This is a genomic window from Streptomyces sp. NPDC057428 (genome assembly GCF_042803195.1).
Taxonomy (GTDB): Bacteria; Actinomycetota; Actinomycetes; order Streptomycetales; family Streptomycetaceae; genus Streptomyces.
This window is the reverse complement of sequence record NZ_JBHVCT010000038.1, coordinates 1-12,312: the sequence shown is the minus strand read 5'-3', so window position 1 is coordinate 12,312 and position 12,312 is coordinate 1. Positions and strand designations below refer to the sequence as shown.

Below are 12,312 nucleotides of genomic sequence, written 5' to 3'. Positions count from 1 at the left end.
GCGTCAGTCCTTCTGTCCACGGGAACTCCGGCCGGTCCGCTTCCGGTCGCGGGCGGACGGCACGGTACGGCCGACGATCACGGTGCGGCGGGGGGTCCGGCGGGCCGGTTCCGGCTCCGCGGCGGTACGGCGGCCGATGGCCTGCCGCACCCCGTAGCCGAACGCCGCGACCTTCACGAGCGGGCCGCCGAAGGTCGAGGCCACGGTCGTGGAGAGCGCGGAGGCGTTGGAGGTGACTTCCTGCACGTCACTCGCGATGGCGTCGACCTTGTCCAGCTGGGTCTGCGCGGAACGCAGCGTCGCGGAGGCGTCGGCGAGCAGCGGGACCGCCTGCTCCGTGACATCCGCCACCAGCGCGGTGGCAGCCCTGAGCGTCTGGGCCAGTCTCACCAGAACCACGGCGAGGAAGGAAACCAGGATCGCCCAGAAGACAGCCACCAGAATGCCGGCCACCTCTCCACCGGACACAGTGCACCGCTCTCTGCTCGTCGCCCGTACGGGCCGGTGTTCCCCGGCTCGCTCGGCCTGTCTCGGTTCGGCGGGCGCGTGGAGCCGTCGCCGCCGATCGTCGTCCCCCGAGCCTATCGCGCCGGGCGTCACGCGCCGTACCGCATTACGGGCGGACGGTTCGGGCCCCCGGAGAGCATGGAGATTGTACGGAGAGCTTATGTGCCAGTACTCTGCGTGTTTCATGCGACGCTCTCAGCGCCCCCTTCCCGCACCCGAAGACGCAGAGCCCCGTTCCGTACGGGGGAACCTCCCGGCGGAGCTGAACACCTTCGTGGGACGCGACGAAGAACTGGCGGAAGTCGGGGCGCTTCTGGGGCAGTACAGGCTCGTCACCGTGGCGGGGGTCGCGGGGGTCGGCAAGACCCGCTTCGTCAGCCGGATCGCGGCACTGATGGAGAAACGGTACTGCGACGGGGTCTGGATCGCCGAGCTGTCGGCCGTCCATGATGCAGGGCTGCTGGAGCACACGCTGGCCGGCGCGATGGGGCTGACGGACCACACCAGCAGACCGCCCCGCACCATGCTGCTGGAGCACTGCGCGGGGCGCCGGTTCCTGCTCGTGATCGATGGCTTCGAACACCTCACCGACGACTGTGCGACGCTCGTGCGGGAGCTCCTGCGCGTGGCGCCCGGGCTCCAGGTGCTCGCGGCGGGACGCCGTCCCCTGCGGGTGGACGGTGAACTCACCTATCCGCTGGCGCCGATGACCGACGGCGACGCGGTGGAGCTGTTCGCCCGGCGAGCGGCCTCGGTCCGCCCCGGGTTCGCCCTCGGCGACGGCAACCGGGAGACCGTGCGGGAACTGTGCCGCCGGCTCGACGGAATCCCGCTGGCGCTGGAACTCGCCGCCGGCAGGCTGCGGGCCCTGACCGTGGAACAGGTGCTGCAGCGCCTCGACGACCGGTTCCGGCTGCTGACCGGGGGCAGCCCGAGCGCGCTCCCCCGTCACCAGACCCTCCGTACGGCCATCGGCTGGAGCCATGAACTGTGCGCCCCCGAGCAGCGGCTGCTGTGGGCGCGGCTCTCGGTGTTCGCCGGGCAGTTCGACCTGGAGGCAGTCGAGTACATCTGCAGCGGCCCCGGTCTGCCGGCCGACTCGGTGCTGGACGTGCTGGACGAACTGCTGGCGCAGTCCGTGGTGCTGCGCGAGGACTCGGCCGTCGGCTGCCGCTACCGGCTGCTGGACACCGTGCGCGAGTACGGCGCGGACTGGCTGCGCGCGACCGGGGACGCCGAGCGGCTGCGGCGCAGGCACCGCGACTGGTACCTGGGGCTGGCGACCTGGTGCGAGCTCGACTGGTTCAGCCCGAGGCAGGCCGAGGCCGCGGCGCGGATCGACAGCGAGCTGCCCAACCTCCGCCGGGCAATGGAGTGTTCGATGGAGAGCCCCGACGAGGTCCACCTCGCCCAGTACCTGGCAGGCACGCTCTGGTTCTACTGGGCGGGCTGCGGACGCCTCTCGGAGGGCCGCCACTGGCTGGACCACGTCCTGGAGGAGGACTCGCCCTACGACCACTCACGGCTGAAGGCGCTGTGGGTGCTCGGATACGTCGCCGTGCTTCAGGGGGACGCGGTGGGCGCGGTGTCGGCACTGCAGGAGTGCCGCGAGGAGGGTGAGCGGGCGGGGGACGCGTCCGCCGTGGCCTACGCCGTGCACCGCACGGGCTGTCTCTCCATCGTCACGGACGACCCGGTACGCGCCGAGGAACTGCTGCGGGAGGCGCTCGGGCGCTACCGGGAGATCGGCGAGCTCAACAGCAACGTCCTGATGGCGCAGGTCGAACTGGGCATGGCCGTGGCCTTCCGCGGGGACCTCGACGGTGCAGCCGAGATCTGCACCGAGGTCCGCGAGATCTGCGAGGACCACGGAGAACGGTGGGCCATGGCCTACGCGTTGTACGTCCTCGCTTACGCGGCGCTGCAGTCGGGCCGGAGCGAGCGTGCGCGGCAGATGCTCGGGGAGGCCCTTTCCATCGCGCACGCCTTCCACGATCTGCTCGGCACGGTCCTCTCGCTGGAGCTGCTGGCCCTCGTCACGGTGGTCGAGGGGGATGCCGCGGAAGCCGCGCTGCTGCAGGGGGCCGCGGACCGGATCTGGCCCTCGGTGGGACTGCCGCTGTTCGGCTCGGTCCACTACGGCAGGCCGCGGGCCGAATGCGAGGAGCGGGCCAGGGCGGAGCTGGGTGACGCGTGTTACGAGGCGGAGCGGCTCACCGGCAGTCGGCTGGACACGAGGGCCGCGGTCACCCGGGCGCTCGGCGTGCGGACGCACGGAGGGCCGGCGGGCGGCGGCCCGGCGGACGGGAGGCCGGCCCGGGAGGGGGCGAGGGACGGCGGGGCCGCCGGGGAAACGCGAAGGCCCGCCGCCTCCCGTACGACGGGGAGGGGCGGGCCCGAGCTCGGCTGAGCGTTACGCCTGGATCAGCGGGCGTAGTACTCGACGACGAGCTGCTCGTCGCAGATGACCGGAATTTCCTTGCGGTTCGGGTCACGGTCCAGGCGGAAGGCCAGGGCCTTCAGGTTCACCTGGAGGTAGCGCGGGGTCTCACCGTCGGTGTCGTAGCCACCCTCACGGGCGACCTGGAACGGCACCTTGGTGCGGCTGCGCTCGCGGACCTGCACGACGTCGTCGGGGCGCACGCGGAAGGAAGGCTTGTCGACCTTGCCGCCGTTGACCTCGATGTGGCCGTGGACGACCATCTGGCGGGCCTGGTAGATGGTGCGGGCGATGCCCGAACGCAGGACCAGGGCGTCGAGGCGACGCTCGAGCTCGACGACCAGCGCCTCGCCCGTCTTGCCTTCGGCCTTCTTGGCGCGGTCGTAGGCACGCGCCATCTGGCGCTCGCTGATGTCGTACTGCGCACGCAGGCGCTGCTTCTCCAGCAGACGGACCTTGTAGTCCGAGTTCTGCTTGCGGCCACGGCCGTGCTCGCCCGGCGGGTAGGGACGGGCTTCGAAGTACTTGACAGCCTTGGGCGTCAGGGCGATGCCGAGGGCACGCGACTTCTTGACCTTGGGACGCGACTGGTTAGGCACGTTCTCCAGACCTCCGTTGTAGGTGGTTTACCTTGCTCAAGGAGATCGCATGTCTCGCCCTGGGAACACCACACACGTCACGGACAACGCTCAGCGACGGCACGCACAAGGGTGCCGTAACGACGGAAGGCCGATCTGATCGTGGTCAGCCGCGTCCCAGCGGGCTTGAAAACACTCGGATGCCGTCAGCAGCCGAGCGCACACGAACTCTCGTACAGACTACCTGCTCCGCGGTGCTGCTCTTACCGGGGCCGTCCGCCACGGCTTACGACCGACAGCGGGAGCATCGCCGCGGCGGGGAGGCCGTGCCTCGGCTCCCCCGCCGGTTCCCCGCCGGTACGGGCGGCGACGCGTGCCCGGGGCGACGAACTGACGGCTGTGCTGCAGATCACCCGACGTACCGGTCTCCGTCCCCCGCCGCATCCGCGGCCGTCACGGGGACGCGGCGCCGTCTCCCGCATCGCCGCGGCCGAGCCGCTCCCGGACCCGCTCCGCCACGTCGGCGTACCGCGCCTCGGCGCCGTACCTCGTGGGTTCGTAGTACCGCCTGTCGCGCACGGCGTCCGGGGCGTACTCCTGGGCGGCGATCGCCCCGGGGACGTCGTGCGGATAGATGTAGCCCTGGGCATGGCCCAGCTTGGCCGCGCCCTTGTAGTGGCCGTCGCGCAGATGGGCGGGGACCGGGCCGGCGAGGCCTCTGCGCACGTCGTCCTGCGCGGCGGAGATCGCCAGCGTCGCGGCATTGGACTTGGGGGCGAGCGCCAGCGCGATCGTGGCGTGGCTGAGGGTGAGCGCCGCCTCGGGGAACCCGATCATGGCCACGGCCTGGGCCGCCGCCACGGCTGTGGGCAGCGCGGTGGGATCGGCGAGCCCGATGTCCTCGCTGGCGGAGATCATCAGCCGCCGCGCGATGAAGCGCGGATCCTCCCCCGCCTCGATCATCCGCGCCAGGTAGTGCAGGGCCGCGTCCACGTCGGACCCGCGGATCGACTTGATCAGCGCACTCGCGACGTCGTAGTGCTGATCGCCGTCCCGGTCGTACTTCACGGCTGCGCGGTCGACGGTCTCCTCGAGCGTCTCAAGGGTGATGTCGTCCTCGTGTTTGGAGAGGGCCGCGCCCGCGGCGGCCTCCAGCGCGGTCAGCGCTCGGCGGGCGTCGCCTCCGGCGATCCGCAGCAGGTGCGCCTCGGCGTCCTGTGACAGCGTGACCGCTCCCCCAAGCCCGCGCCCGTCGGCCACCGCGCGGCGGAGCAGAGCTCGCAGGTCGTCGTCGGTGAGGGGCTCCAGGGTGAGGAGCAGCGAACGCGAGAGCAGCGGCGAGATGATCGAGAAGTAGGGATTCTCCGTGGTGGCCGCGATCAGCGTCACCCAGCGGTTCTCCACGGCGGGGAGCAGGGAGTCCTGCTGGGCCTTGGAGAAGCGGTGGATCTCGTCGAGGAAGAGGACGGTCTCCTTGCCGAAACCGCCGGTGGCGCGGCGCGCGCCCTCGATGACCGCGCGGACCTCCTTGACGCCCGCGGTGATCGCCGACAGCTCGACGAAGCGCTTGTTGGTCGCCTTGCTGACGACGTAGGCGAGGGTCGTCTTCCCTGTGCCGGGCGGGCCCCAGAGAATGACCGAGGACGGGCCGGCGGGACCTCCGCTCCCCTCGCCCACGAGACGGCGCAGCGGGGACCCCGGCCTGAGCAGGTGCTGCTGGCCGACCACCTCGTCCAGCGTGCGGGGACGCATCCGGACAGCGAGGGGGCTGCTGGAGGGGTCCTTCTCCTGGCGGTCTTCGGCTGCTGCGGTAAAGAGGTCGGGCTCCACGTCCTGAAGCCTATGTCACCCCACTGACATGACCGCCGGCCGAGTCAGCTGGTCCAGAAGTCCCACCAGCGGGTGAGGATCAGCATGCCGATGATCCCGATCCAGAGCACCGGGGGCACCCAGTGGAACTCGGTGAGGGCGTTCCGCAGCCCGGCGGGGGCGGGGATGATGCCGTACTTGATGTTGTGCGTCGTGACGTAGCAGAACATGAAGATCGTGGCGACCCAGGCCAGGCAGCACCACAGGCAGAGCGAGTTGATGTTGTAGAGCGACTGGTACTGCAGCCAGGTGCAGAAGCCGACGCCGAACAGGGTGCCGGCGTTGAGGCCCAGCCAGTACCACGCACGGAAGCGGGCGCCCGCGAGGAGCGCCATGCCGATCCCGATGACCACCGAGTAGGTGGCGATCCCGAGCATCGGGTTGGGGAAGCCGAAGGCGGAGGCCTGCTCGCTCTTCATGATGTTGCCGCACGCGACCACCGGGTTCAGGCTGCAGCCCGGGGTGAAGCTCGGGTCCTCGAGCAGCTTGAACTTGTCGATGGTGATCACCCATGCGGCGAGCAGCCCGGCCGCTCCCGTGATCACCAGCAGCAGCGCGAGCGCGCGACTGCCGCCGAAGGTCTTCGCACCGTCGTCCTCGTCCTGCGCGGAGGAGGGGTGGTCTACCGCTGCCATCGTCATAATCGCCGTTCCATCACTGAGTAGCCGGCCGGGCCTCGCCATTGTGCCGCACTGTCGACACGGGCATCTGTTCGGCGAACATAAAGGTGTTCCCAAACGGGGCGCGGAACGCAGGGTTCCAGGGGATCCTCCCCCGTATGACAGAGACAGCGGTCGACGTACGAGGACTGCGTAAACGATATGGCGGCCTGACCGCGGTGGACGGCCTGGACCTGCGGATCCGTCCCGGAGAGGTGTTCGGGCTCCTCGGGCCGAACGGGGCGGGGAAGAGCACCACCGTGGAGATCCTGCAGGGCCACCGCAGCCGCGACGGCGGCACGGTCCGGGTCCTCGGCGTCGATCCGGCCACCGCCGACCGCCGCTGGCGTTCCCGGATCGGCATCGTCTGGCAGGATGAATCGGCTCCCGCCGAGTTGACGGTACGGGAGACGGTGGAGCACTTCGCGCGGTACTACCCGAGACCGAGGGACCCCGGAGAGGTCATCTCCCTGGTCGGCCTGGACGGCAAGGCAGGCTCGCGGATCAAGGAGTTGTCCGGCGGCCAGCGGCGCAGGCTGGACGTGGCGCTGGGCATCGTGGGCTCCCCCGAACTCCTGCTCCTGGACGAGCCGACGACGGGTTTCGACCCGTCGGCGCGGCGGCAGTTCTGGGAGGTGGTGAGGCTCCTCGCCCGGGAGGGAACCACAATCGTGCTCACCACCCACTACCTGGAAGAGGCCGAGGCGCTGGCCGACCGGCTGGCGGTGATCGCGGCGGGACGCATCGTCGCCGAGGGTGAACCCGCGGCGCTTCGCGAGCGGTTCGGCACGGAGGCCACCGTCATGTGGACCGAGCCGGACGGAACCCAGCGCTCCGAGCGCACCGCGACCCCCACCCGCAGCGTCGCGGACCTGATGGGCCGCTTCGACGGCGAGATACCCGGGCTGCGGGTCGACCGCCCGACCCTGGAGGACGTCTACCTCCGGCTGACAGGACAGGAGACGCACCGATGAGCGCGGCCGAGGCAACTCCCGGAACTGCTTCCGCCTCGGCGCCGGGAGACGCCGCCCTCCCCGGTGCGTGGGGGCTGGGGCTGCGACGGGGCGCACTGGAGCTGAAGCAGTTCTTCCGCCAACGTGACCAGGTCCTCTTCACGTTCGCGTTCCCCGTGGTGTTCCTCACACTGTTCGCGTCGATCTTCAGTGACGACGTCGAGGGTGCGGGCATCACCGCCTCGCAGCTGTACGTCCCGTCGATGCTCGCCTCGGGCGTCATGTCGACCAGCTTCCAGTCGCTGGGTATCTCGATAGCGATCGAACGGGACGAGAAGGTGCTGCGCCGGCTGCGCGGGACCCCCATGCCACCCGCCGCGTACTTCCTCGGCAAGGTGTGGCTGGTGCTGGTCACCTGCCTGCTCGAGGCCGTGGTGCTGCTGCTCATCGGCACCACGGCGTTCGATGTCGCCCTTCCCGGTGACATCGCCGACTGGCTGGCCTTCGCCTGGATCTTCCTGCTCGGTATCACCGGCTGCGCGCTGCTGGGAATCGCGATCAGCAGCCTGCCGAGGTCGGGCCGGAGCGCGAGCTCCGTCGTCGTACTGCCCTTCCTCGTCCTGCAGTTCGTCTCCGGCGTCTACATCCCGGTCAACGAACTGCCCGGCTGGCTGGTCACCGTGGGGTCGCTGTTCCCGCTGAAGTGGATGTGCCAGGGGTTCCGCTCGGTCTTCCTGCCCGACTCCGCGGTCGTCATCGAGCAGGCCGGGGCCTGGGAGCTCGGCCGGACCGCCCTGGTGCTGGGCGCCTGGTGTGCCGGCGGACTGGTCCTGTGCCTGCTGACCTTCCGGTGGCGCGGCAGGCGCTGAAAACGCCGTGCCCGCCCGGGCGGACCGGGCGGGCACGTGCGTGGACGATGGTGCGGGATCAGCCCAGCTCGGCCTGGATCACGGCGACCAGATCGCCGACCGCCACGGCCTTCTGCTCGCCCGACTCCATGTCCTTGAGCTGGACGTTGCCCTCGGCGAGGTCCCGCTCGCCGGCCACGACCGTGTAGCGGGCTCCGGAACGGTTCGCGCTCTTCATCGCGCCCTTGAGGCCGCGGCCGCCGAACGCGAAGTCCGTGGCGACGCCCGCCTTGCGCAGTTCGGTGACCAGGCCGAAGAGCACCCGCCGCGCCTCTTCGCCGAGCGGCACCGCGTAGACGCTGGTGGCGGCGGGGATGTCGAGTTCGACGCCCTCGGCCTCCAGGGCGAGCACCGTGCGGTCCACGCCGAGGGCCCAGCCGACGGAGGGCAGCGCGGGGCCGCCGATCATCTCGGACAGGCCGTCGTAGCGCCCGCCACCGCCCACCGCGGACTGGGAGCCCAGACCGTCGTGGACGAACTCGAAGGTGGTGCGCGTGTAGTAGTCGAGGCCGCGGACGAGCTTCTCGTCGTCCTCGAACGCCACCCCCGCCGACGTCAGCAGGTCGCGGACCTCCTCGTGGTACGCCTTGCAGGCGTCGCAGAGGAAGTCACGCAGCATCGGGGCGCCGGTCAGCTGCTTCTGGACGTCGGGACGCTTGTCGTCGAGGACCCGCAGCGGGTTGATCTCGATGCGCCGGCGGGTCTCCTCGTCGAGGTCGAGGTCGCGCAGGAACGTCTGCAGCGCCTCCCGGTAGACGGGGCGGCACTCCTTGTCCCCCAGCGAGTTCAGCAGGATGCGGAACCGTGTGAGGCCGAGCGAACGGTAGGCCTGGTCGGCGAGGATGATCAGCTCGGCGTCCAGCGCCGGGTCCTCGGTGCCGATGGCCTCGGCGCCGACCTGCGAGAAGTGGCGGTAGCGTCCCGCCTGGGGTCGCTCGTAGCGGTAGTACGAGCCCGAGTACCAGAGCTTGACGGGCAGGTTGCCGGCCTTGTGGAGGTTGGCCTCCAGCGCGGCGCGCAGCACGGACGCGGTGCCCTCGGGGCGCAGCGCGAGCTTGTCGCCGCCCTTGGTCTCGAAGGCGTACATCTCCTTGGACACGATGTCGGTCGACTCGCCGACGCCCCGGGCGAACAGGGCGACGTCCTCGAAGCCGGGCGTCTCGATGTATCCGTAGCCGGAGTTCCTCAGGGGCGAGGAGATGGCCTCACGCACCGCGAGGAACTTCGCGGAGCGGGGCGGGGTCAGGTCGTACGTGCCCTTGGGGGCCTGGAAGGTGCTCACAGGTTTTTTCTCTCGTCACATTCCTCGGCGGGGCGCGTCCAGTCCGTGCATGTACGGATTGGAGGCGCGTTCGCGGCCGATGGTCGTCTGGGGGCCGTGGCCGGACAGCACCACGGTCGAGTCGTCGAGCGGGAGGCACACACGGGCCAGCGACTCGATCAGCTCGGCGTGGTCGCCGCCGGGCAGATCGGTGCGTCCGACGGAGCCGGCGAAGAGCAGGTCGCCCGAGAAGAGGACCTGCGGCACGTCCGCGGCCTCGGGCATCCTGAACGTCACCGACCCCTTCGTATGGCCGGGTGCGTGCGCGACGCCGAACTCCATGCCCGCCAGCCGGAGCGCGGCACCGTCCGTCAGCTCCCTCACGTCATCCGGTTCGCCGACCGTCAGCTCGCCCATGAGCGGCATCCCGATCGAACGGCCCAGCGCCTTCTCGGGGTCGCTCATCATGTAGCGGTCATCGGGGTGGATCCAGGCCGGGACGTCGTGGGCGCCGCACACCGGGACGACCGAGGCGACGTGGTCGATGTGGCCGTGGGTGAGCACGACGGCGACGGGCTTGAGCCGATGCTTCGCGAGCGCTTCCTCGACGCCCTGGGCGGCCTGGTGGCCCGGGTCGATGATCACGCACTCCTCACCGGCGGCGGGGGCGACCAGGTAGCAATTGGTCCCCCAGGCCCCGGCAGGGAACCCGGCAATGAGCACGATCGTCCTTAGAGTTCGTCCGGCGAGGAAGGCCGTGGAGAGGAATGCGGCAGATCAGAGCCTACCGGCGCTCCTCATTCCACAGCTAACCCATATACCGTACGGGGCAATCGAGGCCCGAACACACGACGTACAAGGAGACCATCCGGTGGTCAGCAGCGATCAGCGGCGGCGGCAGCTCGCCCGGGAGAAGTTCGAGCGGCAGCAGCAGCGCCGGGAGGAGGCCCGCCGCAGGACCAGGCGCCTCACGGCGATCATCGGTTCGTCGGTGGCCGTGGTGGCGGTCATCGCTGCGGGCTCGTACCTCTTCCTCGACGGCGACGACTCGAAGGACTCGGCGGACGCGGCCGCGAGCGCGAGCCCGTCCGCTCCCCCGTCGCCTTCGGCGAGCGAGAGCAAGGCGCCCGAGCCTGCCATGGACATCGACAAGACGGCCACGTACTCGATGTCGCTGAAGACGAACCAGGGTGACATCGCGATCGCGATGGACGCGGCGAAGACCCCGCACACCACGAACTCGTTCAAGGCCCTCGCGGACAAGGGGTACTTCGACGGCACGAAGTGTCACCGCCTGACCACGGAGGGCATCTTCGTGCTGCAGTGCGGCGACCCGAAGGGTGACGGCACCGGGGGTCCGGGCTACACGATCCCCGACGAGAACCTGACCGCGCTCGGCAAGGCGGGCGACGACGGCTCGGTCACGTATCCGGCGGGCAGCGTCGCGATGGCGAACACAGGACAGCCGGGGACCGGCGGCAGCCAGTTCTTCCTGGTGTACAAGGACACCAAACTGCCCCCCACCTACACGCCGTTCGGCACCATGGACGACGCGGGTCTGAAGGCCGTCAAGAAGGTCGCCGAGGCGGGTGTGACCGGCGGAGCGGGAGACGGTGCTCCGAAGAAGGCCGTCACGGTCGAGAAGGCGACGGTCGGCAAGGACTGACCCTCCCGCGGGCGGCCGGCGCCCGGCTTCACGGCCGGACCGGAGAATTTCAGCCGCGCTGAGTGCGGACAGCCGGGCGGCCGGTCGCCTAGATTGACGTTGTGCAGGGCGGGCGCTGCCCGCCCCAGGAAACTGTGGACGATGCGAGGGGGGCGAACCCCTTCGACGCATCAGGTGGAGGAGGCGCTGTGACCAGCGACCCGTGGGGCCGTGTCGACGAGACGGGCACCGTGTACGTGCGTACGGCCGAGGGCGAGCAGGTGGTCGGATCGTGGCAGGCCGGTTCCCCCGAGGAGGCTCTGGCCTATTTCGAGCGCAAATACGAGGGCTTGGTGGTCGAGATCGGCCTCCTCGAGCGGCGGGTGAAGACCACCGACCTGTCGGCGAAGGACGCCACCACCGCGATCGAGCACCTGCGCGTACAAGTCGACGAGCACCACGCCGTCGGTGACCTCGCCGCGCTCGGCAAGCGGCTGGACGCGCTCGTGGCGACGGTCGACACGCGCCGCGAGGAGCGGAAGGTCCAGAAGGCGAAGCAGACCGACGAGGCCCGTCAGGCCAAGGAGGCTCTCGTCGTCGAGGCGGAGGAGCTGGCACAGAGCGAGCAGTGGCGGTCGGCGGGTGAGCGTCTGCGGGCGCTCGTCGACACGTGGAAGGGCCTGCCCCGTCTGGACCGCAAGTCCGACGACGAGCTGTGGCACCGCTTCTCGCACGCCCGTTCCGCGTTCTCCAAGCGCCGCAAGGCGCACTTCGCCGCGCTGGACGCGCAGCGCGAGGACGCCCGCAAGGTCAAGGAGAGGCTGGTCGCCGAGGCCGAGTCGCTCTCCGGCTCGACCGACTGGGGCACGACGGCTGCCCGCTACCGCGACCTGATGACCGAGTGGAAGGCGGCGGGACGCGCCCAGCGGGAGTCGGAGGACGACCTGTGGAACCGCTTCCGCGGCGCCCAGGACGTGTTCTTCGCGGCCCGCAGCGGCGTCTTCGCCGAGCGGGACGCCGAGCAGGGCGAGAACCTCAAGCTCAAGGAGGAGCTCGCCGCCGAGGCCGAGAAGCTGGTGCCGGTGACGGACCTGAAGGCGGCCCGGGCCGCGTTCCGCTCCATCAACGAGCGCTGGGAGGCCATCGGCCACGTGCCGCGCGACGCCCGCCCCAAGGTCGAGGGCCGGGTGCAGGCTGTGGAGCGCACGCTTCAGGAGGCCGAGGAGTCCGAGTGGCGCCGGACGAACCCGGAGGCGCGTGCGCGTGCCGCGGGTCTGACCGGTCAGCTCCAGGCCGCGGTCGACAAGCTGCGTACGCAGATCGACACCGCGCGCGCCTCGGGCAACAACGCCAGGGCCGACAAGCTCTCCCGCGAGCTCGAGGGCCGGCAGGCGCTGCTGGACCAGGCGCTGAAGGGCCTGGAGGAGTTCGGCGGCTGACGCCTGCCAGTACCGACGAGAGGGGCTCCCGTACGCATCGCGTACGGGAGCCC

At 70.5% G+C, this 12,312-nt stretch carries 11 protein-coding genes; 5 read left to right on the top strand and 6 right to left on the bottom strand.

Translation table 11 applies throughout. The annotated features are described in order from the left end of the window. Positions 1-3 precede the first annotated feature (3 nt). Complete coding sequence (locus tag ACFU5K_RS16955; protein WP_384061888.1) at positions 4-453, bottom strand: DUF948 domain-containing protein; 450 nt, start codon at positions 451-453, stop codon at positions 4-6. 238 nt (positions 454-691) lie between these two features. Between ACFU5K_RS16955 and ACFU5K_RS16950 the strand changes: the two genes are divergently transcribed. Then, the gene (locus tag ACFU5K_RS16950; RefSeq protein ID WP_384061885.1) at positions 692-2,917 is read left to right on the top strand and encodes an ATP-binding protein; all 2,226 of its coding nucleotides are present in this window, start codon (positions 692-694) and stop codon (positions 2,915-2,917) included. 14 nt (positions 2,918-2,931) lie between these two features. On the opposite strand, the gene rpsD is transcribed toward ACFU5K_RS16950, so the two are convergent. From rpsD to ACFU5K_RS16935, 3 genes are all read right to left on the bottom strand, one after another. Further along, positions 2,932-3,546 carry a 30S ribosomal protein S4 gene (gene rpsD, locus ACFU5K_RS16945; RefSeq protein ID WP_015607373.1) on the bottom strand — a complete coding sequence of 205 codons (615 nt, stop codon included), beginning with the start codon at positions 3,544-3,546 and terminating at the stop codon, positions 2,932-2,934. Positions 3,547-3,978: 432 nt separating this feature from the next. Continuing rightward, entirely contained in the window at positions 3,979-5,355 is a 1,377-nt protein-coding gene (locus ACFU5K_RS16940; protein ID WP_384061882.1) for a replication-associated recombination protein A, read from the bottom strand. A gap of 44 nt (positions 5,356-5,399) precedes the next feature. Then, positions 5,400-6,035 (bottom strand): vitamin K epoxide reductase family protein, encoded by a 636-nt coding sequence (locus ACFU5K_RS16935; protein WP_384061879.1) that lies wholly within the window; start codon positions 6,033-6,035, stop codon positions 5,400-5,402. Between the two features lie 137 nt (positions 6,036-6,172). Here ACFU5K_RS16935 and ACFU5K_RS16930 point away from each other — a divergent pair, with 137 nt between their 5' ends. Together ACFU5K_RS16930 and ACFU5K_RS16925 are read left to right on the top strand one after the other, a co-directional pair. Then, positions 6,173-7,027: an ABC transporter ATP-binding protein gene (locus ACFU5K_RS16930; protein ID WP_384061877.1), complete on the top strand. Its 855-nt coding sequence runs from the start codon at positions 6,173-6,175 to the stop codon at positions 7,025-7,027. Beyond that, the gene (locus ACFU5K_RS16925; protein WP_384061874.1) at positions 7,024-7,875 is read left to right on the top strand and encodes an ABC transporter permease; all 852 of its coding nucleotides are present in this window, start codon (positions 7,024-7,026) and stop codon (positions 7,873-7,875) included. Before ACFU5K_RS16930 ends, ACFU5K_RS16925 begins: the two co-directional genes overlap by 4 nt. Positions 7,876-7,933: 58 nt before the next feature. Here ACFU5K_RS16925 and hisS read toward each other — a convergent pair whose 3' ends face one another. Beyond that, positions 7,934-9,196, bottom strand: coding sequence for a histidine--tRNA ligase (gene hisS / locus ACFU5K_RS16920; RefSeq protein ID WP_384061871.1), 1,263 nt, complete (start codon positions 9,194-9,196; stop codon positions 7,934-7,936). A 15-nt stretch (positions 9,197-9,211) separates the two neighbouring features. Next, on the bottom strand, positions 9,212-9,898 hold the full coding sequence (locus ACFU5K_RS16915; protein WP_384061868.1) for an MBL fold metallo-hydrolase: 687 nt from the start codon (positions 9,896-9,898) through the stop codon (positions 9,212-9,214). Positions 9,899-10,046: 148 nt separating this feature from the next. Here ACFU5K_RS16915 and ACFU5K_RS16910 point away from each other — a divergent pair, with 148 nt between their 5' ends. Then, a complete protein-coding gene (locus tag ACFU5K_RS16910; protein ID WP_384061866.1) occupies positions 10,047-10,841 on the top strand; it encodes a peptidylprolyl isomerase in 795 nt (264 codons plus the stop codon). A gap of 188 nt (positions 10,842-11,029) precedes the next feature. Continuing rightward, positions 11,030-12,259 (top strand): DUF349 domain-containing protein, encoded by a 1,230-nt coding sequence (locus ACFU5K_RS16905; protein WP_384061863.1) that lies wholly within the window; start codon positions 11,030-11,032, stop codon positions 12,257-12,259. Positions 12,260-12,312 lie beyond the last annotated feature (53 nt).

What these genes read in the sequence shown, in the direction of transcription:
- ACFU5K_RS16950 (WP_384061885.1), top strand. Translation starts at nt 692, where the DNA reads ATGCGACGCTCTCAGCGCCCCCTTCCCGCACCCGAAGACGCAGAGCCC.
- ACFU5K_RS16935 (WP_384061879.1), bottom strand. Translation starts at nt 6,035, where the DNA reads ATGACGATGGCAGCGGTAGACCACCCCTCCTCCGCGCAGGACGAGGAC.
- ACFU5K_RS16930 (WP_384061877.1), top strand. Translation starts at nt 6,173, where the DNA reads ATGACAGAGACAGCGGTCGACGTACGAGGACTGCGTAAACGATATGGC.
- ACFU5K_RS16925 (WP_384061874.1), top strand. Translation starts at nt 7,024, where the DNA reads ATGAGCGCGGCCGAGGCAACTCCCGGAACTGCTTCCGCCTCGGCGCCG.